The sequence below is a fragment of the Leifsonia sp. PARNA 1/14 genome, assembly GCF_055720965.1.
In genome coordinates this window covers 689796-715293 of the sequence record NZ_JBVQSP010000001.1, presented here as the reverse complement: position 1 = coordinate 715293, position 25498 = coordinate 689796, and the positions used below count along the sequence as shown (strand labels likewise).

General features: G+C 69.9%; 28 protein-coding genes. 7 read left to right on the top strand and 21 right to left on the bottom strand.

What is annotated here, in order from left to right; translation table 11 throughout:
• Nucleotides 1–16 precede the first annotated feature (16 nt).
• From AC0HS0_RS03625 to AC0HS0_RS03615, 3 genes are all read right to left on the bottom strand, one after another.
• Nucleotides 17–1345, bottom strand: a complete 1329-nt coding sequence (locus tag AC0HS0_RS03625; RefSeq protein WP_472962122.1) for a class II 3-deoxy-7-phosphoheptulonate synthase — start codon at nt 1343–1345, stop codon at nt 17–19.
• A gap of 148 nt (nt 1346–1493) precedes the next feature.
• Nucleotides 1494–2180 (bottom strand): lysophospholipid acyltransferase family protein, encoded by a 687-nt coding sequence (locus tag AC0HS0_RS03620; protein ID WP_472961704.1) that lies wholly within the window; start codon nt 2178–2180, stop codon nt 1494–1496.
• Nucleotides 2181–2224: 44 nt separating this feature from the next.
• Nucleotides 2225–3172: an ROK family glucokinase gene (locus AC0HS0_RS03615; RefSeq protein ID WP_472961703.1), complete on the bottom strand. Its 948-nt coding sequence runs from the start codon at nt 3170–3172 to the stop codon at nt 2225–2227.
• Between the two features lie 163 nt (nt 3173–3335).
• Between AC0HS0_RS03615 and AC0HS0_RS03610 the strand changes: the two genes are divergently transcribed.
• Nucleotides 3336–5165 (top strand): AMP-dependent synthetase/ligase, encoded by a 1830-nt coding sequence (locus AC0HS0_RS03610; RefSeq protein ID WP_472961702.1) that lies wholly within the window; start codon nt 3336–3338, stop codon nt 5163–5165.
• Here AC0HS0_RS03610 and AC0HS0_RS03605 read toward each other — a convergent pair.
• The 5 genes from AC0HS0_RS03605 to AC0HS0_RS03585 form a co-directional block, all read right to left on the bottom strand.
• Nucleotides 5162–5779, bottom strand: a complete 618-nt coding sequence (locus AC0HS0_RS03605) for a hypothetical protein (protein WP_472961701.1) — start codon at nt 5777–5779, stop codon at nt 5162–5164. The two genes, AC0HS0_RS03610 and AC0HS0_RS03605, sit on opposite strands and share 4 nt — an antisense overlap.
• Before the next feature lie 471 nt (nt 5780–6250).
• On the bottom strand, nt 6251–7099 hold the full coding sequence (locus tag AC0HS0_RS03600; protein WP_472961700.1) for an NAD-dependent epimerase/dehydratase family protein: 849 nt from the start codon (nt 7097–7099) through the stop codon (nt 6251–6253).
• 21 nt (nt 7100–7120) lie between these two features.
• Complete coding sequence (gene def / locus AC0HS0_RS03595; protein ID WP_472961699.1) at nt 7121–7612, bottom strand: peptide deformylase; 492 nt, start codon at nt 7610–7612, stop codon at nt 7121–7123.
• A 46-nt stretch (nt 7613–7658) separates the two neighbouring features.
• Entirely contained in the window at nt 7659–8984 is a 1326-nt protein-coding gene (locus tag AC0HS0_RS03590) for a MinD/ParA family ATP-binding protein (protein ID WP_472961698.1), read from the bottom strand.
• A gap of 58 nt (nt 8985–9042) precedes the next feature.
• Nucleotides 9043–12447, bottom strand: a complete 3405-nt coding sequence (locus AC0HS0_RS03585; RefSeq protein WP_472961696.1) for a pyruvate carboxylase — start codon at nt 12445–12447, stop codon at nt 9043–9045.
• A 70-nt stretch (nt 12448–12517) separates the two neighbouring features.
• On the opposite strand from AC0HS0_RS03585, the gene AC0HS0_RS03580 reads away from it, so the two are divergent.
• Nucleotides 12518–13336, top strand: a complete 819-nt coding sequence (locus tag AC0HS0_RS03580; protein ID WP_472961695.1) for a ParA family protein — start codon at nt 12518–12520, stop codon at nt 13334–13336.
• Between the two features lie 98 nt (nt 13337–13434).
• On the opposite strand, the gene AC0HS0_RS03575 is transcribed toward AC0HS0_RS03580, so the two are convergent.
• The 4 genes from AC0HS0_RS03575 to AC0HS0_RS03560 all read right to left on the bottom strand — a co-directional run bounded on the left by AC0HS0_RS03575 (nt 13435) and on the right by AC0HS0_RS03560 (nt 15963).
• A complete protein-coding gene (locus tag AC0HS0_RS03575) occupies nt 13435–13986 on the bottom strand; it encodes a MerR family transcriptional regulator (RefSeq protein ID WP_472961694.1) in 552 nt (183 codons plus the stop codon).
• Between the two features lie 123 nt (nt 13987–14109).
• Nucleotides 14110–14811 carry a transcriptional regulator FtsR gene (gene ftsR, locus AC0HS0_RS03570; RefSeq protein WP_472961693.1) on the bottom strand — a complete coding sequence of 234 codons (702 nt, stop codon included), beginning with the start codon at nt 14809–14811 and terminating at the stop codon, nt 14110–14112.
• 11 nt (nt 14812–14822) lie between these two features.
• Nucleotides 14823–15272, bottom strand: coding sequence for an FHA domain-containing protein (locus tag AC0HS0_RS03565; protein ID WP_472962120.1), 450 nt, complete (start codon nt 15270–15272; stop codon nt 14823–14825).
• 61 nt (nt 15273–15333) lie between these two features.
• Nucleotides 15334–15963 (bottom strand): CDP-alcohol phosphatidyltransferase family protein, encoded by a 630-nt coding sequence (locus AC0HS0_RS03560; protein WP_472961692.1) that lies wholly within the window; start codon nt 15961–15963, stop codon nt 15334–15336.
• Nucleotides 15964–16026: 63 nt separating this feature from the next.
• Here AC0HS0_RS03560 and AC0HS0_RS03555 point away from each other — a divergent pair, with 63 nt between their 5' ends.
• Entirely contained in the window at nt 16027–16854 is an 828-nt protein-coding gene (locus tag AC0HS0_RS03555) for a DUF1295 domain-containing protein (RefSeq protein ID WP_472961691.1), read from the top strand.
• On the opposite strand, the gene AC0HS0_RS03550 is transcribed toward AC0HS0_RS03555, so the two are convergent.
• Complete coding sequence (locus AC0HS0_RS03550; protein WP_472961688.1) at nt 16838–17335, bottom strand: hypothetical protein; 498 nt, start codon at nt 17333–17335, stop codon at nt 16838–16840. The two genes, AC0HS0_RS03555 and AC0HS0_RS03550, sit on opposite strands and share 17 nt — an antisense overlap.
• Before the next feature lie 70 nt (nt 17336–17405).
• On the opposite strand from AC0HS0_RS03550, the gene AC0HS0_RS03545 reads away from it, so the two are divergent.
• From AC0HS0_RS03545 to AC0HS0_RS03535, 3 genes are read left to right on the top strand one after another with little or no spacing between them, the layout of a single operon-like run.
• Nucleotides 17406–17906 (top strand): hypothetical protein, encoded by a 501-nt coding sequence (locus tag AC0HS0_RS03545; RefSeq protein WP_472961687.1) that lies wholly within the window; start codon nt 17406–17408, stop codon nt 17904–17906.
• Nucleotides 17903–18265, top strand: a complete 363-nt coding sequence (locus AC0HS0_RS03540; RefSeq protein WP_472961685.1) for an RNA-binding S4 domain-containing protein — start codon at nt 17903–17905, stop codon at nt 18263–18265. Before AC0HS0_RS03545 ends, AC0HS0_RS03540 begins: the two co-directional genes overlap by 4 nt.
• Nucleotides 18265–19074 carry a DUF72 domain-containing protein gene (locus AC0HS0_RS03535; RefSeq protein ID WP_472961684.1) on the top strand — a complete coding sequence of 270 codons (810 nt, stop codon included), beginning with the start codon at nt 18265–18267 and terminating at the stop codon, nt 19072–19074. Before AC0HS0_RS03540 ends, AC0HS0_RS03535 begins: the two co-directional genes overlap by 1 nt.
• A gap of 25 nt (nt 19075–19099) precedes the next feature.
• Here the strand turns inward: AC0HS0_RS03535 and AC0HS0_RS03530 are convergent, their stop codons facing one another.
• Nucleotides 19100–19489 carry a VOC family protein gene (locus tag AC0HS0_RS03530; RefSeq protein WP_472961682.1) on the bottom strand — a complete coding sequence of 130 codons (390 nt, stop codon included), beginning with the start codon at nt 19487–19489 and terminating at the stop codon, nt 19100–19102.
• Between the two features lie 33 nt (nt 19490–19522).
• A complete protein-coding gene (locus tag AC0HS0_RS03525; RefSeq protein ID WP_472961680.1) occupies nt 19523–20467 on the bottom strand; it encodes a DnaJ domain-containing protein in 945 nt (314 codons plus the stop codon).
• Nucleotides 20468–20602: 135 nt separating this feature from the next.
• Here AC0HS0_RS03525 and AC0HS0_RS03520 point away from each other — a divergent pair, with 135 nt between their 5' ends.
• Nucleotides 20603–20983, top strand: a complete 381-nt coding sequence (locus tag AC0HS0_RS03520; protein ID WP_472961678.1) for a glyoxalase superfamily protein — start codon at nt 20603–20605, stop codon at nt 20981–20983.
• A gap of 2 nt (nt 20984–20985) precedes the next feature.
• Here the strand turns inward: AC0HS0_RS03520 and AC0HS0_RS03515 are convergent, their stop codons facing one another.
• From AC0HS0_RS03515 to AC0HS0_RS03490, 6 genes are all read right to left on the bottom strand, one after another.
• Nucleotides 20986–21870, bottom strand: coding sequence for a prenyltransferase (locus AC0HS0_RS03515; protein ID WP_472961677.1), 885 nt, complete (start codon nt 21868–21870; stop codon nt 20986–20988).
• Nucleotides 21867–22184: a lycopene cyclase domain-containing protein gene (locus tag AC0HS0_RS03510; RefSeq protein WP_472961676.1), complete on the bottom strand. Its 318-nt coding sequence runs from the start codon at nt 22182–22184 to the stop codon at nt 21867–21869. Before AC0HS0_RS03510 ends, AC0HS0_RS03515 begins: the two co-directional genes overlap by 4 nt.
• Nucleotides 22181–22561 (bottom strand): lycopene cyclase domain-containing protein, encoded by a 381-nt coding sequence (locus AC0HS0_RS03505; protein ID WP_472961675.1) that lies wholly within the window; start codon nt 22559–22561, stop codon nt 22181–22183. The genes AC0HS0_RS03510 and AC0HS0_RS03505 overlap by 4 nt, the downstream gene beginning before the upstream one ends.
• On the bottom strand, nt 22558–24168 hold the full coding sequence (crtI, locus tag AC0HS0_RS03500) for a phytoene desaturase family protein (protein ID WP_472961674.1): 1611 nt from the start codon (nt 24166–24168) through the stop codon (nt 22558–22560). Before crtI ends, AC0HS0_RS03505 begins: the two co-directional genes overlap by 4 nt.
• A complete protein-coding gene (locus AC0HS0_RS03495) occupies nt 24165–25067 on the bottom strand; it encodes a phytoene/squalene synthase family protein (RefSeq protein ID WP_472961672.1) in 903 nt (300 codons plus the stop codon). The genes crtI and AC0HS0_RS03495 overlap by 4 nt, the downstream gene beginning before the upstream one ends.
• On the bottom strand, nt 25064–25498 hold a 435-nt coding region (locus AC0HS0_RS03490; protein WP_472961670.1), incomplete at its 5' end, for a polyprenyl synthetase family protein. The genes AC0HS0_RS03490 and AC0HS0_RS03495, both read right to left, overlap by 4 nt.

Here is a 25498-nt window from a genome sequence, read left to right as displayed (position 1 = left end):
GGTCGTCTGGTACGGGTCAGCCCTGGCTGAGCTCCTCGGCCACGAGGAAGGCGAGCTCCAGGGACTGCATGTGGTTCAGGCGCGGATCGCAGAGCGACTCGTAGCGGGTCGCGAGGGTCTCCTCGTCGATGTGCTCGGAGCCGCCCAGGCACTCGGTGACGTCGTCTCCGGTGAGCTCGACGTGGATGCCGCCGGGATGGGTGCCCGCCGCGCGGTGCGCTTCGAAGAAGCCCTGCACCTCGTCCACGACGTCGTCGAACCGACGGGTCTTGTAGCCGTTCGGCGTGGTGAGGCCGTTGCCGTGCATCGGGTCGGTCACCCACAGCGGGTTGGCGTCCGACCGCTTCACGGCCTCCAGCAGCGGAGGCAGCGCGTCCCGGATCTTGCCCGCGCCCATGCGCGTGATGAACGTCAACCGGCCGGGCTCGCGCTCGGGGTCGAGGGCGTCGATGAGCCGGCGCATGTCGTCGGCCGTGGTCGTCGGGCCGAGCTTGACACCGATCGGGTTGCGGACGCGCGACAGGAAGTCGACGTGCGCGCCGTCGAGGTCTCGCGTGCGCTCGCCGATCCAGACGAAGTGGGCCGACGTGTTGTACGGCGTGCCGGTGCGCGAGTCGATGCGCGTCATCGGGCGCTCGTAGTCCATGAGCAGCGCCTCGTGGCTGGAGTAGAACTCCACCCGCGTGAGCTCGTCGAAGTCCGCCCCCGCGGCCTCCATGAACTTGATGGCACGGTCGATCTCGCGGGCGAGGCCCTCGTAGCGCTGGTTGGCCGGGTTGGCCGCGAAGCCCTTGTTCCAGCTGTGCACTTCGCGCAGGTCGGCGAAGCCACCCTGTGTGAACGCGCGGATGAGATTCAGCGTGGAGGCCGCCGTGTGGTAACCCTGCACAAGGCGGCGTGGGTCGGCGGCGCGCGACTCAGGCGTGAAGTCGTAGCCGTTGACGATGTCGCCGCGGTAGGCGGGCAGCGTCACATCGCCGCGCGTCTCGGTGTCGCTGGAGCGCGGCTTGGCGAACTGACCGGCCATACGGCCCATCTTGATGACGGGCACAGAGGCGCCGTACGTGAGCACGACGGCCATCTGCAGGATCGTCTTGACCCGGTTGCGGATCTGGTCGGCGGTCGCCCCCGCGAAGGTCTCGGCGCAGTCGCCGCCCTGCAGCAGGAACGCGTCGCCCTGAGCCGCACGCGCGAGTCGCGACCGCAGCTGGTCCACCTCGCCGGCGAACACGAGCGGAGGCAGCGTGGCGATCTCGGCCGACGCGGCAGCCGCAGCCTCCGGGTCGGGCCAGGTCGGCTGTTGCTTGATGGGGAGCGTGCGCCAATAGTCCAGGCCCTCGATCACGGAGTCGTCAGCTTTCACGACGGGATCTGTGGTCTGCAGCACTGTTCTGTTCCGCTCGGTCGGGTGGAAGGGGATAACCGAGCCTATCGCGCCGGACCGGGGTCTTGCGCCGCGCGACCGGATTGTGACGGGCCACTGGGACGCGCGATCAGGTGAGCGCCGCGCGCTTCTCCTTCACGGTGCTCGCGTAGACGTCCACATACTCCTGAGCGCCCAGAGCGTGCAGCGCGTACATGATCTCGTCGGTGACCGAGCGCAGGATGAAACGGTCGCCCTCCATGCCCTCGAACCGCGAGAAGTCGAGCGGCTCGCCGATGATGATGCCGATGCGGCCGATGCGCGGCAGGCGCTTGCCGATGGGCATGATGTCGGCCGTGTCGACCATCGCGACGGGGACGACCGGCACGCCGGCCTCCAGGATCATGCGGGCGACACCCGTGCGGCCGCGGTAGAGCTTGCCATCGGGGCTGCGCGTGCCCTCCGGGTAGATGCCGAGGATCTCACCGCGCGCCAGCACGGCGAGCCCGGTGTTGAGCGACGCCTCGGAGGCCTTGCCCCCCGAGCGGTCGATCGGGAGCTGCCCGGTCGCGTTCATGAACGCCTTCGTGGCCCATCCCTTCAGACCTCGCCGAGTGAAGTAGTCGCTCTTGGCGAGGAACGACACGTGCCGGTCGACGACGAGCGGCAGGAAGATCGAGTCGATGAACGAGAGGTGGTTGCTGGCGAGGATGACCGCACCGTCGGCCGGCACGTTCTCGATCCCGACGACCCAGGGACGGAAGATACCGCGCAGGATCGGACCCGCGATCAGGTTCTTCATCAGCCAGTAGAACATCGATCGAAAGCCTAGTGCCCTGGGCGCCGTGGGGGGAGGTGGTGCTAGAGCGCGGCGTGGAGGCGGGCGAGGTCGGCCGCGCCGACCACCCCGGCGTCGTTGACCAGCTCCGCGATCTTGAACTCCGGCTCCGGGTGGAACCCGCGCGCGGGAAGGTTCTCGAGGTATGCGAGCCGGATCGGCTCGAGCAGCAGCTCACCGGCCTGGGCGACGCCGCCTCCGAAGACGAAGAGCTGCGGGTCGAGGACGGCGCCGAGGCTCGCACAGGCCTGGCCGAGCCAGTCGCCCAGCTGGCGGAGGGCGGCGAGCGCGCCCGGGTCGCCGGTCATGATCAGCGCGGAGATGTCGGAGCCGCTCAGCGAACCGGTGCGGCTGCGGACGTCGGCGAGCGGCTGGCCGATGCCGCCCGCGTCGGCGAGCTCGTTCGCCATGCGCTGCAATGCGCGGCCGGAGCCGTACTGCTCGATGCACCCGTGCGCGCCGCAACCGCAGGGCAGGCCGCCGGGGACCACGCGCATGTGGCCGATCTCTGCGCCCGCGCCGAAGCCGCCGCGGAACAGCCGGTCGTTGCTCACGATGGCGCCGCCGACGCCGGTGCCGATGGTCAGGATGACCATGTCGCTGACCAGGCGGCCTGCGCCGTAACGGAACTCGGCCCAGCCGGCGGCGTTGGCGTCGTTCTCGATGAGCACGGGGAGGTCGATCCGCTTCTCGAGCTTCTCGCGGAACGGCTCGTGCCTCCAGTTGATGTTGGGCGCGTAGTAGACGGTCGACTGCGCGGCGTCGATGAAGCCGGCCGCTGCGACGCCGGCGCCCGCGATCTCCTCCGGCCCGTCGGAGAGGCGCTCGATCATCGCGACGACGGCGTTCTCGATCTCCTCCGGACGGCTGGCATCGGTGGGCACGCGGTCCTCGCGGACGATCGCGCCGAGTTCGTCGACGACCGCCCCGGCGATCTTGGTCCCGCCGATGTCGATTCCGATGGCGTGCACAGGCGAGCCCCTTCCGGGTCGGCGCGGTCAGGCGCGGGGTGGGAGGCGCGGGACGAGCCGGTCGGAGGAGACTCTCTGCCGCACCATCTAGAGTGTAATCAACCACTGCGAGCCGAAGCCATTCGGCTCGATTACCCGCCCGCCCGGTATCGAGGGAGCTACCGTGAACCAGTTCGAAATCCCCGCACTCGTCCCCGCCGACCCGGAGGCCAACGCGACGGACCTGCTCGTCCAGCGTGTCGCTGCCAGCCCGGACGCCGCGCTGTTCAGCCGGCCGGACGGCGACGGCTGGAAGGACGTGACGGCCGCGGAGTTCCACCGCCAGGTCATCGCCCTCGCGAAGGGCATCGCCGCCGCCGGCATTCAGCCGGGCGACAAGATCGGCCTGATGTGCAAGACGCGCTACGAGTGGACGCTGATCGATTTCGCGACCTGGTTCGCGGGCGCGGTCCTGGTTCCCATCTACGAGACCTCCTCGCCTGCTCAGGTGCAGTGGAACATGTCCGACTCGGGCGCGGTCGCGGTCATCCTGGAGGACGCGGAGATGTTCTCGCGGTTCGACGAGGTGCACCCCGACCTCCCGCTCATCCAGAACGTCTGGCAGCTGCACCTCGGTGATCTCGAGAAGCTCGCCAACGCCGGAGCGGATGTGCCGGACGAGGAGATCGAGCGCCGCAGGAACCTCGCGCGCGGCGACGACATCGGCACGCTCATCTACACGTCGGGCTCCACCGGCCGTCCCAAGGGCTGCGTGCTCACGCACTCCAACTTCGTCGAGCTGTCGCGCAACTCGGCCGAGGCGCTCTCGGAGGTCGTGTCGCAGCCGGGAGGCGCCTCCACGCTGCTCTTCATCACCACGGCGCACGTGTTCGCTCGGTTCATCGCGGTGCTGTGCGTCACCGCCGGGGTGAAGGTGGGTCACCAGGCCGACACCAAGCAGCTGCTCCCGGCGCTCGCCAGCTTCAAGCCCACCTTTTTGCTCGCGGTGCCGCGCGTCTTCGAGAAGGTGTACAACTCCGCTGAGCAGAAGGCCGAGGCCGGCGGTCGCGGCAAGATCTTCCGCGCGGCAGCCGACGTCGCGGTCGAGTACTCGAAGGCTGTCGAAGCGGGGTCGGTGCCGTTCGGGCTCAAGCTCAAGTTCGCGCTCTACGACCGGCTGGTGTTCTCGAAGCTCCGGGCGGCCATGGGCGGCCGCGTGAAGTACGCGGTCTCCGGCTCCGCGCCGCTCGGGTCGCACCTCGGTCACTTCTTCCACAGCCTCGGCATCAAGATCCTCGAGGGCTACGGACTCACCGAGACCACCGCCCCCGCGACGGTCAACCGTCCGGACATGTTCAAGATCGGAACGGTCGGGCCCGTCCTCCCCGGCGTGGCGGTGCGCCTCGTCGACGACGGCGAGATCGAGGTCAAGGGCGTCAACGTCTTCAAGGAGTACTGGAAGAACCCCGAGGCGACGGCCGCCGCGTTCGACGACGGCTGGTTCCGCACAGGCGACCTCGGCACGATCGACGACGACGGCTACCTGACGATCACCGGCCGTAAGAAGGAGATCATCGTCACCGCCGGCGGCAAGAACGTCTCCCCCGCCGCGCTCGAGGACCCGATCCGCGCCAACCCGCTGGTCGGGCAGGTGATCGTGGTCGGTGACCAGAAGCCGTTCATCGCGGCACTGGTCACGCTCGACACCGAGATGCTGCCCACCTGGCTCGCGAACAACGGTGAAGACAAGGACATGACGCTCGCCGAGGCCTCCGTGAACCCGGCGGTGAACGCCGAGATCCAGCGCGCGGTCGACACGGCCAACCAGGGTGTGTCTCGCGCCGAGAGCATCCGCAAGTTCGTGATCCTGGCCACCGAGCTGACGGAGGCCAGCGGCCACCTGACGCCCAAGCTCAGCATCAAGCGCAACGTCATCCTCAGCGACTTCGCCGACGTCATCGACGGCGTCTACAGCGGCAACCCCAGCACCCAGGGCATCTCCCTCGCCCACTAGGGAGATTTGCGCCAAATGTTGCGTTTGGAGCCGCCTGACGCAACATTCGGCGCAAATCTGTGTAGGCGTTCGATGAACGCCTCGCGCTCGTGGAGGTCCCGTGCAGTGACCCGCATGACACGCCACCCTTCCGCTTCCAAGAGCTCACGACGCTCGATGTCGAGGTGCCATTGCCTCGGGTCCACTCGGTGCCCATCGCCCTCGTATTCGAACGCGATGCGGCGGTCGGGGAGGCTCAGGTCGGGATGCAACGTGATGCGGCCGCCCTTGACCGCAACCGGCGCGTTGATCTCGACGTCGCGATAGCCGACGTCGTCGAGAAGCAGACGGAGAAGGCTCTCCGGCCGCGAATCGCTGCCGAACCGGATGCGAGGGAGTGCCCAGGCACGACCGCGCGAGCCCTTGGTGCGCGGTAGCGCTTCAGCAATCTCTACCAGTTCGGCGTGGGTTGCGAGCGGCTCGCGATTACGCGCGCCGACGAGATGATCGCCCGCAGCCACGAGATCATCCCGACCCAGCACGCCGGAGAGCTGACACCAGACCTGCGCGGGCGTGCAAACGGGGAGCCCGTCGATCGTCGTTCCCGAAACCAGTCCGAGGCTGTGCCCGACCACACCGCGCCCTCCGGGAGCATGCCGGGATACGCGACCGAGATGTGAAGCGGCTCTCCGGGAAGGGACATGGGCAATGGAATACCGAGAAGCGCAGCTCCAGTCTGGTGGCTGAAGAAGGCACCGTCGGGCAGCAGCGCGCGATAGACGCTGCAGAGTTCGCGAACGTTGCGGGGCGCCACCGACACGTGGACGGAGTGGAAGGGGTGGTGTACATCGCGTCTCCGCAGCCGTGACGCGTCGACACCGTGGCTTCGAGCGTCGTCAGGTCGGAATGCGACACCCGCGAGCGCGGGTGGCAGCGGCTCAGGTTTTCGCATTCCCCCATCGTCACCGCGTCGGGCCCGGCCCACGCCCCACTGCACGAATCTGTGCACTTCTAACGCTGTCCCCCGACCCGAGTGGACAACGCCTTTGCGCCAAATGTGGCGATAGAGGCCTCCTATCGCCACATTTGCCGCAAATCTCGAGGGGTTAGAGCTCGTCGCGCCAGGAGTGGGTGGGGGCGTACCCGAGGACGCGACGGGCCTTGTCGATGGAGAGGAGGGTGTCGTTGTTGTCGAGGTCGTCGCGCTTCAGCGGGACCCCGGGGAAGACCTCGGCGACGAGCTCGGCGTTGGGACGCGACATCACGGTGTCGGCCGCGGCGATGATGAAGCGGTCGAAGCCGGTGGTGTCCCACTCCAGCGCGCGGAGGATCGCTTGGGCGCCGTCGCGCGCGTCGATGTAGCCCCAGAGGTTCCACTTGCGAGCCCGCGCGTCGGCGTCGTACGACGGGAACGCCGCGTAGTCGGCCGGCTCCATCACGTTCGAGAAGCGCAGCGCCACGATCTTCAGCGCCGGGTCCCAGCGAACCAACTCGATCGCCATCTGCTCCTCGAGGTGCTTGACCAGCGAGTAGGTGGATTCCGGGCGGGCCGGGTAGTCCTCGTCGACCGGGATGTAGGGCGGCGGCACGTCGAACGGGAGGCCGAGCACGGTCTCGCTCGACGCGTACACGACGTTGCGGATGCCGGCGCGGCGCGCGGCCTGGAACACGTTGTACGTGACCCGGATGTTGTTGTGGAAGGTCGCGACGTCGCTCAGGATGCCCGGCGCCGGGATCGCGGCGAGGTGGACGATCGCGTCGAACCCGTCATGGAGGTCGTTGACGCCGAGGATCGCGTCCAGCGTCTGCCCGAAGTCCGTGAGGTCGACCCGAACGAAGCCGGGACCGCGTTCCCCCGTCGCGTCCAGATTGACGACGGTGTGTCCCGCCGCGCGTAGTTCGCGAACGACGGTGCGTCCGAGCTTTCCCGATCCTCCGGTGACTGCGATGTCCATGTGATCGAGTCTAGACGGGCGCTAGAACCAGTCGCTCTCGCGCACCTGGCGCATCGCCTCGCGTCGCGTCTCCTTGTCGAGCCGGTCGAGGTACAGCTTGCCGTCGAGGTGGTCGGTCTCGTGCTGCAGGGCCTGCGCCATCACGCCGGTTCCGGAGAGCTCGATCTCGTTGCCGTCGAGGTCGATGCCGCGCACGCGGGCGAACGGGTAGCGGGAGGTCTTGAACCAGAGCCCGGGGACCGAGAGGCAGCCCTCGTCCACCAGCTCGGGCTCGCCCGAAACCTCCACCAGCTCGGGGTTGATGATGTAGCCGATCTCGCCGTCGACGTTGTAGCTGAACGCGCGCAGGCCGACGCCGATCTGCGGCGCGGCGACGCCCGCGCGGCCCGGAGGCACGACGCTGTCGATGAGGTCCTCCACGAGGCCGCGGACGCCCTCGTCGAGCTCCAGGACCGGCTCCGACGGGGTCTTCAGGACGGGGTCGCCGAACAGGCGGATCTGGCGCTCGGTCACGGGTATCTCCTCGGGCGCGCGCACGGCGCGATGGCGGCGGACGGGGTCAGGCGCGCTCGGCAGGCAAGCCCTCGACGACGAGCGCTGCGAGCGCCCGGGCCGAGAGCTTGGTCAGCGGCTTGAGGTCCTTCCAGGACACGACCGAGCCTGCGGCGAGCTGCGGGTCGTACGGGATGCGGACGATCTCGCGCACGCGCGAGCGGAAGTGCGACTCGATCTCCTCGAGCTTCACCAGATTCGTGGCGTGGGTCGCGGTGTTGAGCGCGACGACCGCGTTGCGGACGAGGTCGGTGTAGCCGTTGGCCTCGAGCCAGGTGAGAGTCTCGGAGGCCAGGCGAGCCTCGTCGACGCTGCCGCCCGACACGATCACGAGCGCGTCGGCTCGCTGCAGCGTCGCCCGCATCACCGAGTGCACGATGCCGGTGCCGCAGTCGGTCAGGACGATCGAGTAGAAGCGTGCCGACAGGTCGGCGACCACGTTGTAGTCGTTCTCGTCGAAGGCCTCCGACAGCATGGGGTCGGTGTCGGACGCGAGGATGTCGAGCCGCGTCTCGTCACGCGAGACCAGCGCCGAGAAGTCGGTGAAGCCGCCGATGCTCGCCGCTTTGTGCACGACATCGCGCACCGTCGCCCTGGTCTGCTTCGGGACGCGCTCCGAGAGCGTTCCGCGATCGGGATTCGCGTCGATCGCGATGATGCGGTCTTCGCGCGCGGCAGCCAGCGCCATCCCGAGCAGTGTCGTGACGGTCGTCTTGCCGACGCCGCCCTTACGCGTGAGCACGGGCACGAACCGGGTGCCGCCCTCGAACTGCTTCTGGATGCGGTGGTCGAGCTCTTTGCGCGCGCGGACCTTGGCCGAGTCGCCCAGGTTCACCGTGCGGAACGTGACGTTGTACACGAACCGCTGCCACGGTCCCTCGGGACCCGGTCGCGTCTTGCGGTTGACCTCCAGCAGGCGGTCGGCCGTCAGCATGGCCGCGGGCTCGGGCTGCGGCGAGTGCTCGCCGCGCAGCCGGTCGCGCCGCGACTGGCCGAACGCCTCGGGATGCGCATCGGAACCCGGCAGCCCAGTCGTCTCGCCGCGGCTTGCGTCGGGCTGCGTCGGCGTCGGGGCCGTCGCCAGCCGCGAGGCCACGATCGCGACCGACGTGGTCGTCGGGTCGGTCGGCGACTCGACGAAGCCCGGGTTCACGGGCACGTCGTCGATCGCGACCGCGGCCTCGTCCTCCGGGATCTCCTTCGGCGGCGTCGGCGGCAGGTCGACGGCGATGCTCAGCGTCGTGTCGACTTCGAGCGGCGACGGACGGAAGCTGGGCTTCTCGTCGGACGGCTCGAGGTCGCCGCGCTCCGGCTCCTCCGGCTTGTCAGCCACGGTTGTCACTCCTTCTGCCGCTCGACGTGAGACGACTGCGACAGTTTATCGGGCAGGGTCAGGCGGGCGTGATGACGACCAGGAGGTCGCCCGCGTCCACCTGCTGGGTCTTCGGGATGGCGAGACGCTCGATCGTGCCGGCGATGGGTGCGGTGATCGCCGCCTCCATCTTCATGGCCTCGATCGACGCGACCGACTGGCCCGCGGCGACGGCATCGCCCGGCGCGACCTGGAGGGTGACCACTCCGGAGAACGGAGCGGCGACCTGGCCGGGCTTGGCCGTGTCGGCCTTCTCGGCGCTCTTGGCCTCCACGACGATGCTGCGGTCGCGCACGAAGACGGGACGCAGCTGGCCGTTGAGCGTGGTCATGACGGTGCGCATGCCCTTCTCGTCGGCCTCGCCGATCGCCTCCAGCCCGATGTAGAGCCGCACGCCCTTGCTGAACTCGATGACGTGCTCCTCGCCGGCGCCGAGGCCGTAGAGGTAGTCGATCGAGTCGACGACCGAGAGGTCGCCGAACAGCTCGCGCATCTGCTCGTAGATGCGCGTCGGGGCCGGGAACAGCAGCCGGTTGAGCGCGGCGCGACGGGACGCGCTGGAGCCCTCCAGGGCCTCCGCGTCGGTCTGCGAAATGTCTTCGACGCCGACCTTCACGGTCTTGCCCGCGAGCACCTTCGTGCGGAACGGCTCCGGCCAGCCGCCGGGCAGCTCGCCCAGCTCGCCCGCCATGAACCCGACGACCGAGTCGGGGATGTCGTAGTTCTGCGGGTTCTCGGCGAAGTCGTCCGGGTCGGCGTGGACGGCCGCCAGGTGAAGCGCGAGGTCGCCGACGACCTTCGACGACGGCGTGACCTTGGGGATGCGCCCCAGGATGCGGTTGGCGGCGGCGTACATGTCCTCCACCAGCTCGAAGTCCTCCGCGAGGCCCAGCGCGTTGGCCTGCTGGCGCAGGTTGGACAGCTGTCCGCCCGGGATCTCGTGCTTGTAGACGCGACCCGTGGGGCCGGGCAGGCCCGACTCGAACGGACGGTACACCTGGCGCACGGCCTCCCAGTACGGCTCGAGGTCTTCGACGGCCGATAGCGAGACGCCGGTGTCGCGCTCGGTGTGCGCAAGGGCCGCGACGAGCGCCGAGGCGCTCGGCTGGCTGGTGGTTCCCGCCATCGGCGCACTGGCCACGTCGACCGCGTCTGCGCCGGCGCGGGAGGCCGCAAGCAGTGTCGCGAGCTGGCCGCCCGGAGTGTCGTGGGTGTGCACGTGCACCGGGAGGTCGAAGCGCTCGCGGAACGCCGAGACCAGCTTCTCTGCCGCGGCGGGACGCAGCAGGCCGGCCATGTCCTTGATCGCGAGGATGTGCGCGCCCGACTCGACGATCTGCTCGGCGAGCCGCAGGTAATAGTCGAGCGTGTACAGGTCTTCTGCCGGGTCGAGCAGATCCGCCGTGTAGCAGACCGCGACCTCGGCGATGGAGGTGCCGGTGGCGAGCACCGACTCGATCGCCGGGCGCATCTGCGACACTTCGTTGAGCGCGTCGAAGATGCGGAAGATGTCGACACCCGTCGCCGCGGCCTCCCGCACGAATGCGTCGGTCACCTGCGTCGGGTACGGCGTGTAGCCGACCGTGTTGCGACCGCGCAGGAGCATCTGGATGTTGATGTTGGGCAGCGCCTCGCGCAGGGCGGCGAGCCGCTCCCACGGGTCTTCGCCGAGGAAGCGCAGCGCGACGTCGTAGGTCGCGCCACCCCAGGCCTCGACCGAGAGCAACTCCGGCGTGAGGCGCGCGACGTACGGAGCGACCGCGAGCAGGTCCTTGGTGCGCACGCGCGTCGCCAGCAGCGACTGGTGCGCGTCGCGGAAAGTGGTCTCGGTGACCGCGAGCGCGGTCTGCGCGCGCAGCGCCTCGGCGAAGCCCTTCGGGCCGAGCTCGAGCAGCCGCTGGCGCGAGCCGGACGGCGCCGGCACCGCGAGGTCGAGGCGCGGCAGCTTCTCGACCGGGTCGGCCACCTCCGGACGCGGACCGTTGGGCTGGTTGACGGTGACGTCGGCCAGCCAGTTGAGCACCTTGGTGCCCCGGTCTTTGGAGGTGCGGCCCTTGAACAGCTCAGGGCGCTCCTCGATGAAGGAGGTGGAGACATTGCCGGCGATGAAGTCCGGGTCCTCCATGACCGCCTGCAGGAACGGGATGTTCGTGGCGACGCCGCGCACGCGGAACTCGGCCAGCGCGCGCCGGGCGCGCAGCACGGCGGCCGGGAAATCGCGGCCGCGCGTGATGAGCTTCGCCAGCATCGAGTCGAAGTGCGGGCTGATCTGGGCGCCCGGGTTGATCGTGCCGCCGTCGAGGCGGATGCCGGCGCCACCCGGCGAGCGGTAGGTCGTGATCTTGCCCGTGTCCGGGCGGAAGTTCGCCGTCGGGTCCTCGGTCGTGATGCGGCACTGGAGGGCGGCGCCGCGCATCTGGACGCTGTCCTGGCTGAGGCCGAGGTCGGCGAGGGTGTCGCCCGCCGCGATGCGGATCTGCGACTGCACCAGGTCGACGTCGGTGATCTCTTCGGTGACCGTGTGCTCGACCTGGATGCGCGGGTTCATCTCGATGAACACGTGCTGGCCTGCGCGCTCCCCCGCGGTGTCGAGCAGGAACTCCACGGTGCCCGCGTTCTCGTAGCCGATGGACTTGGCGAAGGCGATCGCGTCGCGGTAGAGCGACTGGCGGATCTCGTCGGAGAGGTTCGGCGCCGGCGCGATCTCGACCACCTTCTGGTGCCGGCGCTGCACCGAGCAGTCGCGCTCGAACAGGTGGATGGTGTCCCCCGTGCCGTCGGCGAGGATCTGCACCTCGATGTGGCGCGGACGCAGCACGGCCTGCTCCAGGAACATGGTCGGGTCGCCGAACGCGCTGTCGGCCTCGCGCATTGCCTCCTCGAGTGACGCCCGGAGGTCTTCCTTGCGGGCCACCCGCCGCATGCCGCGGCCGCCGCCCCCGGCCACCGCCTTGGCGAAGATCGGGAAGCCGATCCCGTCGGCGCCGGCGAGCAGCTCCTCGATGTCGCGCGACGGCGGGGTCGACTTGAGCACGGGGACGCCCGCGGCGATGGCGTGCTCCTTGGCCGTGACCTTGTTGCCGGCCATCTCGAGCACCTCGGCGCGCGGGCCGATGAACGCGATGCCCGCGGCTCGCGCGGCGTCGGCGAGCTCCGGGTTCTCGGAAAGGAAGCCGTAACCCGGGTAGATCGCGTCGGCGCCGGACTCCTTGGCGACGCGGATGATCTCCTGAACGTCCAGATAGGCGCGCACAGGGTGCCCCGGCTCGCCGATCTGGTACGCCTCGTCCGCCTTCAGCCGGTGCATCGAGTTGCGGTCTTCGTACGGGAAGACGGCGACCGTGGCGGCGCCCAACTCATAGGCGGCGCGGAAGGCCCTGATGGCGATTTCACCGCGGTTGGCAACGAGGATCTTACGGAACATGGGGACCTTTCGAGCAGGGGTCGGCACCACACAGCAAACGGTTAGGTACTCCAAGACTAGTGAAGGTAACGTGGCTGTCGTGCACGTACTCAGCGTTAGTTCCCTCAAGGGCGGTGTCGGAAAGACCACGGTGACGCTCGGTCTGGCCTCAGCCGCCTTCGCGAAGGGGCTCCGGACGCTCGTCGTCGACCTCGACCCGCAGTCGGACGTCTCGACCGGCATGGACATCCAGGTCGCCGGTCACCTCAACGTCGCCGACGTGCTCGCCTCTCCCAAGGAGAAGATCGTCCGCGCGGCGATCGCGCCCTCCGGTTGGACCAAAGGCCGCGCCGGCAAGATCGACGTGATGATCGGAAGCCCGTCGGCCATCAACTTCGACGGCCCGCACCCGAGCATCCGCGACATCTGGAAGCTCGAGGAGGCGCTGGCGAACGTCGAGCACGACTACGACCTGGTGCTCATCGACTGCGCCCCGTCGCTCAACGCTCTCACCCGCACGGCGTGGGCCGCGAGCGACCGTGTCGCCGTGGTGACCGAGCCCGGCCTGTTCTCGGTTGCGGCCGCCGACCGTGCGCTGCGCGCGATCGAAGAGATCCGCCGCGGCCTGTCTCCGCGCCTCCAGCCACTCGGCATCATCGTCAACCGGGCCCGCGTCCAGTCGCTCGAGCACCAGTTCCGCATCAAGGAGCTGCGCGACATGTTCGGTCCGCTCGTGCTCTCACCCCAGCTGCCCGAGCGCACGTCGCTGCAGCAGGCGCAGGGTGCGGCGAAGCCCCTGCACGTCTGGCCGGGTGAAAGTGCGCAGGAGATGGCGCACAACTTCGACCTCCTGCTCGAGCGCGTCCTGCGCACGGCGAAGATCGGCGAGTACGCCGTCGCCGGCTCCTGACCCGCGCTGCCACCACCCCTCGAGTACGCACTCGATCAACGAAAAACCGCCGAGTACACCGATGGTCCGGGTACTCGACGGCTAGTGACGTACGAGGCTCAGGAGGCCTTGGACTTGGTGGCGCGGCGCACAGCCAGCTCGTCGAGGTCGTCGCCCTGGGTGTCGAGCTCGACGAGAGACGACTCCACCTCGCGCAGCACCTTGCCGACGGCGATGCCGAAGACGCCTTGGCCGCGGCTGACGAGGTCGATGACCTCGTCGTTGGAGGTGCAGAGGTAGACGCTCGCGCCGTCGCTCATGAGCGTGGTCTGGGCGAGGTCGTTGACGCCCGCTTCACGCAGCTGGTTGACCGCCGTGCGGATCTGCTGCAGCGAGATGCCGGTGTCGAGCAGGCGCTTGACCAGCTTGAGGACGAGGATGTCGCGGAAGCCGTACAGGCGCTGCGATCCGGAGCCGGCCGCACCGCGGACGGTGGGCTCGACGAGACCGGTGCGCGCCCAATAGTCCAGCTGACGATAAGAGATGCCGGCAGCGCGGGCGGCGACGGCACCGCGGTAGCCGTTGGCGTCGTCCATCTCGGGGAGGCCGTCGGTGAACAGCAGGCCCAGGTCGTACCGGGCGGCGTCGCTGTCACGACTCAATTCGCTCATGCTGCCTGCCTCTCGCCCGGGTCCTTCGGATCCTGCGTCTCCGAATGAGCCGCTTCATCAACGGTACCCATCCCCCGGCCACCGGGCAACGACATCCGGCAATCGTCGTCGGCGTGTCGGCGCTCAGGGACGCAGACGTTCGAGAGCGGCCCGGATGATGCTGCCGCGCACGACGTCGAGTTGACCGGCGATCTCCCGCGCCAGCTCGGCGGTCTGCGGTCGGGAGGTGACATCGTTGCGCCGCGCCAGCGGCACCAGAGCCGTCTCGATCAGGCCGATCTCGCGCTCGGCTGCGGCGCGGAATCCGCGCAGGTGCCGCGGACCGATTCCGGTTCGGGAGAGCTCGGCCAGGGCACGCAGGACGGTGAGCGCCTCGTCGCCGTAGACGTCGGCCGGCACGATCAACGATGCGCTCACGGCCTCCTGAAGCAGTTCGGGGCTCGCTCCGGCCTCGCGCAGCAACTCGTCGCGCTGGTAGCGCCGGCCGGCGGAGAGCATCGACGTCGTGGGACCGGAGGTCGCTCCGCCCGGGATCGGCGGGTCGCCGCCGGCGTCGACCTCGGCGAGATACTTCTTGATGACCTTGAGCGGGAGGTAGTGGTCGCGCTGCATGGCGAGCACGGTGTGCAGCCGCTCGACATCGGCCGGCGAGAACTTGCGATAGCCCGACGCCGTGCGCGATGGCGTCACGAGCCCGCGCTCCTCGAGAAAGCGGAGCTTCGACGACGACAGGTCCGGGAACTCCGGAGTGAGCCGAGCGAGGACCTGGCCGATCGAGAGCAGTGCGGGCGAGGCGGCGTGCGCTCTCGCTGCTTGCCGCGCCACGGAGAGGGGCCTTAGCCGTTCGCCGCGGTGGCGAGGTCTTGGCGGGACGCGTAGAACGTGAGCCGGAACTTGCCGATCTGGACCTCGGACGAATCGCTGAGCAGAGCGCTCTCGATGCGCACCCCATCGTAGTAGGTGCCGTTGAGTGACCCCAGGTCGCGCACCTCGAAGGCCGTGCCGCGGCGCGTGAACTCGGCATGCCGACGCGACACGGTCACGTCGTCGAGGAAGATGTCGGCGTTGGGGTGGCGCCCCGCGCTGGTCACATCGGCGTCGAGCAGGAAGCGGGCACCCGTGTTCGGCCCGCGACGCACGATCAGGAGAGCAGAACCGGACGGCAGGGCGGCGATGGCCTCCTGCTCCTCGGCACTGATCTCACCGTCGACCGGGAACATCTTGGAGACGAACTCCTCGCCGAAGCGCGCGGTCGTGTCTTCGTTCCCCGTCGCGGAGTCGCGCAGGGGGTTCGCGGCGTCGCGACCGTTGTCGCCCTCGGCCGGATCACCGGCGGGGTAGTTCTGTTCAGGCACCGTCAACCTCCTCGCTGTCAAGCCTATCGGAATGTGGCCCGCTGTCGTCGGCCGGAAGACGGATGACCCGGGCCGTCTCGCGAATGTAGACGATTCCGGCCCACCAGTAGAGGAACGCTCCCCACAGTGCGAAGGCCCAGCCGAGCGGCAGGGAGTAGGGAGCGAGAGGGTCGAACGCCTCGCCGAGCATGAGCAGCGGGAGCGCCCAGAACAGGCAGAACGTCGCCACCTTGCCGAGATGGTGCACCGGGAGCGGGCCGTAGCCGTGGTTCGCGAGGATGACGCCGAGCACCGCGAGCATGACGTCGCGCGCGACGATCACCGCCACCAGCCACCAGGGGATGACCTCCCGCCAGGCGAGGCCGACGAGGGCAGCGAAGATGTACAGGCGGTCGGCCGCCGGATCGAGGAGCTGGCCGAGCCGCGAGACCTGGTTCAGCTTGCGAGCCAACCAGCCGTCGAGGAAGTCGGTGACGCTCGAGAAGATCAGCACGCCCAGCGCGAGCGCGTCCTCCCCCACGATCACGAACCACAGGAACACCGGGACCAGAGCGAGCCGGAAGAAGCTGAGAGCGTTCGGGACCGTCCACACGCGCGAGCTCACGGCGCCGACACCATCCACGTTTCCACTCTAGTGACCGCTTGTCCCCCATCGTGCGACGACGTCACCCCTAGGATGTGGGTCGTGGAGCCCTTCATCGTCTGTCTGTGGATCCTCGTCGGCGTGTGCGCCGCCACCTGGGTGCTGTCGCTGGTCACCGGCGAGCACTCCTGGGTCGACCGGATCTGGTCCATCGTGCCCGTCGCCTACGTCTGGGTGTTCGCAGCCGCCACCGGCCTCCAGGACGCCCGGCTCGACCTGATGGCGGGACTCGTCACGCTCTGGGGAGCGCGCCTCACCTTCAACTTCGCGCGCAAGGGCGGCTACGCGCCCGGCGGAGAGGACTACCGCTGGGAGGTGCTGCGCGCCCGGATGAGCCGCGGGGCGTTCGCGCTGTTCAATCTGTTCTTCATCGTGATCTACCAGAACGTCCTCCTGCTGCTGATCACACTGCCGGCCTGGACCGCGTACCAGCACCGCACACCGCTGAACGCGCTCGACATCGTCTGCACCGTGCTCTTCCTGCTGTTCCTGGCCGGAGAGACGATCGCCGACCAGCAGCAGTGGGATTTCCACCAGTGGAAGAAGCGGGAGGTCGCCGCCGGGCGCACTCCGAGCCCGCGCTTCCTGCAGGCCGGGCTGTTCCGGATCTCGCGGCACCCGAACTTCTTCTTCGAGCAAGCCCAGTGGTGGGTGGTCTTCCTGTTCGGCTGCGCGGCCGCGGGCTCGATCCTGCAGTGGACGGTGATCGGACCGCTGCTGCTCACCGGGCTGTTCATCGGCTCGACGGTGTTCACTGAGAGCATCTCGCGCTCGCGCTACCCCGAGTACGCGGACTACCAGCGGCGCACGTCGCCGATCGTCCCGTGGTTCCCGCGACGCGGCGACCAGGCGATCACGGCGCGGTCGTGACGGCGCGCGCGGGCCGGGGGAAGGCCTCCCGCATGTGGTCGGAGTCGAGGTAGTCGGCGACGCCGATGAGGATGAGGCTGAACACGATCTGCTCGGTCACCATCCAGAGCGGGTAGAGCCCGGGGATCGCCGCGATCACGAGCGTGACGACAGGGAAGATCTTGGAGAAGAGCCGCAGGCGCGAGTACGCCCAGTAGTAACCCTTCTGCGCACGCCACGCGAAGTAGAAGAGCGTCACGGTCATGCCGAGCACGACGACAGAGCGCATCCACACGGCGAACGGCAGCACCGCGCCATCGAGCGTGAGGACCAGTGCGATGACGACCGCCGTCGTGCCGATGACCAGCTCGGCGACCAGCAGCCAGGCGATGACGACGAACGCGCGGCGCGTGCGCGGATCGTCGCGGCCCTCCTCGGGGACGGTGTAACCGGCGTGGCGTCCGCCCGCGAGCCGGTCGAGCCGTCGGAGCAGGGATTCCATGCCTTCACGGTAACGCGACGCGGCTGGGAGATGCTCCACCTCCGCCCGATCCGGCGCGTACGGTGGACTCATGTCCTGCATCCGCTTCAACACCCCCGCCCAGCGCCAGGCCATGCGCGACCACCGTCCCGCGGTGCTCACCGCGGAGGAGGCCGCAGCGCTGCATCCGGCGCCGGAGTTCACAGAGAGCAAGCTGCGGAGGCTCCGGCTGCTCGCGACGAACCCGAACCCGAAGATCCGGGAGGCCGTCGCCTCCAGCTACAACACTCCGGAGGACCTGTTCGTGATGCTCGCGAACGATCCCGACGAGGGCGTGCGCGGGTGCGTCGCCAAGAACGAGGCGACGCCGTGCGACATCCTGCGGTCGCTCGCGAGCGACCGCTCGGAGACGGTGCGCGGCTGGGTGGCGGTCAACTACTACGTGCCGTCCGATGTGATGGAGAAGCTGGCCGAGGACCGCAGCCGGACGGTGCGCAGCCTCGTGAAGTGGAAGGCGCAGCTGGCCGCCGAAGCGGAGACCGCGGGCGAGTCGCAGACCGTCCTGACGGCGGAGCCGGCACTCCGCCCATGACCAGCGTCCGCGTCGACGCGTGGGCCTGGGCCGTGCGGCTCTACAAGACCCGGTCGGCCGCCTCGGACGCCTGCAAGGCCGGCCATCTGAAGGTGAACGGGGATCGCGCGAAACCGTCGCAGCAGGTCAAGGTCGGCGACGAAGTGCGCGCGTACGTCGGCGGCTCCGAGAAGATCTACATCGCGCGGAAGCTCATCGTGAAGCGCGTCGGTGCAGCCATCGCCGCCGAGTGCTTCGAGGACCGCACGCCGCCTCCGCCCCCGAAGACCGAGGCGCCGTCGGGCATCACGCGCGAGCGCGGGGCCGGGCGACCCACCAAGCGCGACCGGCGCCTGATCGAGCAGCTCCGAGGCCACTGATGGCGGTGGCGCGGGTCGGCATCTCGGGATGGACGTACGCACCCTGGCGCGGCGTGTTCTACCCGAAAGGGCTGCCGCACCGCGCCGAGCTCGAGTACGCGTCCTCCCAGCTCGACTCGATCGAGATCAACGGCAGCTTCTACGCCCTGCAGAAGCCCGCGAGCTACCGCAGCTGGGCGGAGACCACGCCCGAGCGATTCGTGTTCGCGGTCAAGGGCGGCCGTTACATCACGCACATCCTGCGGCTGCGGAACGCACGCGCGGCGCTGGCCAACTTCTTCGCCTCCGGCGTGCTCGCGCTCGGCCCCAAGCTCGGGCCGTTCCTGTGGCAGCTGCCGCCGACCCTCCCCCTCGACCCCGAGGCACTGGACGCGTTCCTCGCGCTGCTGCCGTCGACCGCCGCGGAGGCCCGGACGCTCGCCGCCGAGACCACGCTCGAGGAGGATCGCACCGACCTGACCTCCGGCGGCGACCGCCCTCTGCGGCACGCGGTGGAGGCGCGGCACCCGAGCTTCGCCGACCCCGAGTTCGCCCGCATCGCGCGCGAGCACGGCGTCGCCGTCGTCCTCGCCGACACGGCCGGAAAGTACCCGGTGATCCGGGAGGTCACCGCCGACTTCGTCTACGTGCGCCTCCACGGAGACGAGGAGCTGTACGCGAGCGGGTACACCGACGAGGCGCTCGACCGCTGGGCCGCTGAACTGCGAGGGAGGCTCGACGCCGGTCTGGACGTCTTCGCCTACTTCGACAACGACATGAAGGTGCGCGCTCCGTACGACGCGATGGGCCTCTGCGAGCGGCTGCGCTGAGCCGGCCGTGCTCGCGGTGCGCCGGTCAGTCCTGCAGCACCGACATCACGTTGCCCGCCGGGTCGCGGAACCAGGCGATATCCGGCCCGCGGTTCACCGACTTGCCACGGGCGATGCCCTTCTCGTCGGTGGGGAGCGCGTCGTCGTCGTAGATCTTGGTGACGACGCCCTTCGCGTTGAGCTCGTCGACGGCCGCGTCGATGTCGGCGACGACGAGGTTCAGGATGGTGAAGCTCGCCGGCTGGTGGTCGGGCTTCGGATAGACGAACACGTGGCTGCCTGCCGGGAGGGCGATGTCGAGGTTGCCCATCGGGCCGTCGGTCACGTCGAGGCCGAGCGCGTCCCGGTAGAACGTGCGCGCGGCGTCGATGTCGTTCACGCTGAATCCGCTGAAGATCTCGAGAGTGTTCACCATGAGCTCCACTCTGCTCCCCGGGCGGCCCGGCGTCTAGACGAACCGCACGGCCTCCTGCAGCCGCGGCCGCAGTTCGAACGCGCGGTCGACGCTCTCGCGGCCCGCCGCGTTGGCGCCGTCGCGCAGCACCTTCGGCAGCAGCGAGCGCCGCACCACCAGCGAGCCCGACAGCCTCCCGCGCTGCACGACGTCGAGCGGCACGGCCAGGGCGTCGTCGGGCACGACGACGATGAGTCCGGTGAACCGCACGCCGGCCTGGCGGCCGAAGCTCTTGGCCGAGGCGTGGAGCTCGTGGAACGGCTCCTCGTCGCGGCGGATGCCAGCGCCGGTCAACTCGCCCTTGGCGAGCTTGACCTCGCCGCCCCAGTCGGCCGAGCGCACGGCGAACAGCCCGGCGGGGCCGAGGACGATGTGGTCGAGTTTGGCGTCCGTCGCCGGGTGCACCGCGACGTCGTTCCAGATGGTGAAGCCGATGCCGAGGCCGGAGACGGCACGTGCCGTGGCCTCCTCGGCGAGCGCCTCCGCCAGCAGCATGCGGATCTCGCGCGGGGCCGAGCGGACCAGCGCGGGGTCGTACGGGTCGGCCTCGGAGCCGCGGCCCATCCACTCGCGCATGAGGGTCAGGAACCGCTCGCGCGCGCGTCCGCCCGGGTGCCCGTAACTGCGTGCGCGCACGGTGGCTCCGCGTGCGGAGCCGCGGGTGGGGTGCACGGTGGCGCTGAAGCCTCCCCCGCCGGACTCGCCCGAGACGGCGTCGACCACCAGGCTCTCGCCGCGGTCGTACCGTGCGCGGTCCTCCGGGTCGCCGACGAGCTCCCACGCGGTCTGCACCGCCTGGAACGCTGCGGCGGTGCCGCCGGTGTCGGGGTGCGTCGCGCGGGCGAGACGGCGGTAGGCGCGGCGCAGCTCCTCCTGACTGACGGACGCGCTGACGCCGAGCACCTCGTAGGGGCTCGGCGCGGCGGGACTGTCGGTCATAGGTCACGACATTAGCGGGCGGATCCGCGAATTCCCTTGATTTCGGATGTGGAGGAAATGGGATTGCGGACGGAATATGACCGCTTGCCCTCCTAGGCTGGAATCACAGAACGGAAAACCGAAAGGGCAGGAATCATGACCATCAGCGACTGGCGCATCGAGCTCATCGTCGTCCCCGTCACCGACGTCGACCGGGCCAAGGCCTTCTACGTCGACGCGCTCGGCTGGAACGCCGATTTCGACCACCGCGTCACCCCCACGCTGCGCTTCGTGCAGGTGACCCCTCCCGGATCGGCGTGCTCGATCGCGTTCGGCGAGGGCCTGACCGACATGGCGCCCGGCTCGATGAAGGGCCTGCAGATCGTGATCCCGGACGCCGACGAGGCACTGGCGCACCTGCGCGAGAACGGGGTGGAGGCCACGGGCGTCGACGAGCAGGCGTGGGGCCGCTTCGTGTTCTTCGCCGACCCCGACGGCAACGGCTGGAGCCTGCAGCAGCTGCCGAAGCGCGACTAGTCTCACGCCCTCCCGAGCGCGAAGACGATCAGCAGCAGCGTGACGACGAAACCGCATGCGTAGTTGATCCACAGGAAGCGCCGCCACCCCCGGTTGGCGGCGCTTCCGCGTTCGTCGGGAAGCGACCAGAACGGCGCAGCGGTCAGGAGGTACGGCACGGCGAGCAGCGCGGCGAGCGGCCCGGGCCATGCCGTGCCGAGCATCGCCAGTCCTGCGACCGCCCACGCGGCCATCGCGAAGCGCGTGGTGCGGGCGGCACCGAGAACCGTGGCGATCGAGGCGATGCCGGCCTCCCGGTCGGGCACGATGTCCTGCACGGCGCCGAACGCGTGGCTCCCGACGCCCCACAGGAAGAACGCGAGCAGCACCAGCCAGAGTCCGGGCGTGAACACGGCTCCGGCGAGGACGAGGCCGTAGAGCGCCGGGCTGACGAAGTGCGTGCTCGACGTCGCGGAGTCGAGGAACGGGACCTCCTTGAACCGCAGCCCCTTCACGGAGTACGCCAGCAGGGCGAACAGGCTCACGGCGAGCACGAGCCACGACAGCGGCGAGCCGACCGCGACCAGGAACACCAGGAACGGCACATTCGTCACCGCGGCGGCGACGAGCGTGCTCCGGTGCAGGCGTCGATCGAGCAGGGCGCCCTCCGCCCCGCCCTTGCGCGGGTTGCGCAGGTCGGACTCGTAGTCGAACACGTCGTTGATGCCGTACAGCGCGAGGTTGTACGGCACCAGGAAGTAGAGCGTTCCGATCACCAGCACAGCGTCGACGCGCCCCGTGGTGAGGAGGTAGGCCGCGGCGAACGGGAACGCCGTGTTGATCCAGCTGAGCGGGCGGGAGGCCAGCACGAGCTGGCGCAGCAGCGAAGGCGCGACGGTCGTGGTCATGCCGGCCTCCTCCGTAGCAGGACCCAGAGGCCGGTGAGGATCAGGAGGCCGCCGATCGGGTACGCCAGATCCTCCACGGGAACCAGGCCGATCCGGGCTCCCGACACGGCGTGCGGTGCGTACGTCATCAGGCCGGCGGCGATCATCGCATTGTCGAAGACGATCGTGAGCGCGAGCAGGACGATGCCGGAGACGAGCGCGGGCAGCCACCACCGGCGTACCAGCCGGGAACGGTCGGGCGCGCGCGCCAGCGCGACCGCGAGAACGGCGGCGGCCACGGCCAGGAAGACCAGGTCGACGATGAGGTAGGTCATCGCCGCCGCTCCTCGTCGTGGAGCAGCTCGGTACGGTCGCGCACTGCCGCCCGGTCGTCTCCACTCATCCGGTCGAGCACAGCGCGGACGCCGAAGAGCAGGACGAGCGTGAGGTAGCAGAGGAACGCCAGGAAGAACGGCTCCTCCAGCGGGAGCTCCGGCGCGATTTCGATGCCGGTCATGAACGACGATCGCCCTCGCGCGAACACCCCGGAGACGATCCCGACGGCGTCCCAGGCGAGGAAGAACGCCAGCGCGACGGTCAGGACCACGGTGGCCCGCCGGGCGTCCCGCCAGAAGACCAGAGCGAACCGCCGATCCAGGAGCACGAGCGCGCCGGATGCGATCAGCAGGCACGCGAGATAGGCGACGCTCACGGCACACGCTCCGTGCGTGCGACCGGCGTCACGGGCTCGGGCAGCCGGTCGGCCGAGACGTCCCCGCGCAGACGCTTGAGCACCAGCTCGGCGCTTATCAGGCACATCGGCAGTCCGATGCCCGGGATGGTGGACGAGCCGGCGTAGAGGAGGCCGTCGACCCGGTGCGACGCGTTACCCGGCCGGAAGAACGCGCTCTGCCGGAGCGTGTGCGCCAGCCCGAGGGCGCCGCCGCGCCAGGCGTTGAACTGCTGGGCGAAGTCGTCGGGCCCGACGGTCCGCCGCACGACGATCCGGTCGGCCAGATCGGGGATGCCCGCCCACGCGGCCACCTGGGCGATCGCCGCATCGGCGGTGCGCTCGACGAGCCGGTCGCCCGCGCCGTCGACGCCTCCCGCCCCGATCGACACGTCAGCGGCGACGGGCACGAGGACGAACAGGTTCTCGTCGCCGGCGGGAGCCACACCGGGGTCGGTCGCGCTCGGCTTGCACACGTAGAGGGAGGCGGGGTCCGGGATGCCCGGGCGCGAGCCGAAGACGCGCGCGAAGCCGGCCTCCCAGTCGGTGGTGAAGAAAAGGTTGTGATGGGCTAGCTGCGGGAGGCCGCCCCGGACGCCGAGCATCGCCAGCACGGCCCCCGGCCCGGGATCGCGACGACGCCAGCGCCGCTCGGGATGCGTGCGCAGCGCAGGAGGCAGCAGCTGCGTCTCGGTGTGGTGCAGGTCGGCGGCGGAGACGACGAGGTCGGCCTCCGTCACATGGTGCCCGCCCGAGGCGTCCACCCACCCGACGCCGGAGACCCGCGCCCGACCGCGGCCGCCCTGCGTCTCGATGGCGACGGCCCTGGCACCGGTCCGGACCTCGACTCCGGCGGCCTCGGCGAGCGCCGCGACCCGCGCGACGAGTTCGGCGAAGCCTCCCAGCGGGTAGCGGACGCCGTCGTCCAGATCGAGGTGGCTCATCAGGTGGTACATGCTCGGAGCGCGCCCGGGCGAGGTGCCGAGGAAGACGGCCGGGTAGCCCAGCAGCTGACGGAGGCGGATGTCGCTCACGTACCCGGCGGCGTAGCGGTCGAGCGGTTCGACGAGCAGTCTGACCAGCCGGCCGAGCCGCCGGAGCACCGCCGGGTCGAGCAGCGGGCGCGGCGACGCGTAGGTCGCGTAGAGGAAGCGGTCGACGGCGAGCCGGTAGGTCTGCGACGCGCTCGCCAGGTAGCGGTCGAGCGCGGCCGCCCCTCCGGGCTCGACGCTTTCGAACAGGGCGCGATTCGCCACCCCGCTCGACCGGATGTCGAGAGGAGCGCGCTCTGCTTCGGCGAACAGCCGGTAGCCCGGGTCGAGCGTCACCAGGTCGAGCTGCTCGTCCGCGCTCGTGCCGAGCAGGCGGAAGAAGTGGTCGAAGACCTCCGGCATCAGGTACCAGGACGGCCCGGTGTCGAAGCGGAAGCCGTCGTGCTCCCACGACCCGGCCCGGCCGCCGACCGCGTCCTGCTGCTCCAGGACGGTCACGCGGTGGCCGTCGTGGGCGAGCAGGGCGGCCGTCGCGAGTCCGGAGATCCCGCCGCCGATCACGACGGCGCGGCGCGGATCGACGCCGTTCGCCGTCACCGCAACGTCCCTGCCGTCGCCCGGACCAGGATGGCGAGCTTGGTGCGGGTCGGCACGCTCACGCGTCGGGCGATCAGGTCGGCTGCCGGCGTGACGCGGATGCGGTCGCTCAGCTCGGCGAACAGGCCGTGCGCGGCCGTGATCGCGCGGCGGCAGTTCTCCGGCAGCTCCGGGATGGCGTCGGCGGCGGCTCCCAGGTCGCAGTCGATGTCGACCACGAGCGCGAGCTTCTGGCGCTCGGTGAGGCGGGCCGGATCGATGCCGGGGAAATAGCTGCGGCCGAGCTCCGTGTAGTCCACGGCGAGGTCGCGCAGGAAGTTGATCTTCTGGAACGCGGCACCGAGCCGCCGGGCGCCGGCCTCCAGCCGTCGTCTAGTGTCTTCCGGGACAGGCGTGTCGTGCAGGAACACGGCCAGGCACATCAGGCCGACGACCTCCGCCGACCCGTAGATGTAGGCGCTGAGCTCGTCGGCGCTGAAGTCGACGGGGTCGAGGTCGCGCCGCATCGACGCGAAGAACGGCCGGGTCAGCTCGGGCCCGATGCCCGCGGCGCGCGCGGTGCGGGCGAAGGCGTGGACCACGACGTTGGCACTGTACCCGGCGCGCATCGCCCGCTCGGTGTCGTCCTCGAGACCGTCGAGCATCGCCGCGATCTCCTCCGGCGAGAGTCCGGCTTCGGCAGCGGCGCCGTCGACGATCTCGTCGGCGACCCGCACCAGGGCGTAGACGTCTTCGACCCCGGGACGGACGGCAGGCGACAGCAGCCGGGTCGCCATCCCGAACGAGGTCGAGTACTCGTGGATGATCGTCGCCGCGCTCCGGTGAGCGGCCTCCCCGTAGAGCGCGAGGTCGGTCGGCGGTGTCGACGCGCCCGTGGGCGCCGGGGCGGTGCGGGTCATGACGGCCGCCCCACGCAGCGCAGCGCGAGCCGGGCGAGGTCCGCGGCGAGCTCGGGAGGGATCAACGGCGAGTCGAGCGCGGCGATCGCGGTCGCGACGTGCTCGGCGAGGAGCCGCTCCACGAACGCGCGTGCGCCGCAGAGCTCGAGCGACGCCGCCACCCGGGCCGCGTCGGCCGCGCTCAGGTCGGGACGTCCGAGCACCGGCTCGATCGCCGGCCATTCCATCGTCCCGCGCGCGAAGGCGATCAGCGAGGTCTGCTTGCCCTCGCGGAGGTCGCTGCTCGTGCTCTTGCCGGTCACGGTCTCCTGGCCGAACACGCCCAGGAGGTCGTCACCCAGTTGGAAGGCCGTTCCGACGAGCCGGCCGTACCCGGCGAGGAGGTCGAGGACCTCCGCGTCCGCGCCGGCGAGAGCCGCTCCGGCCGCGAG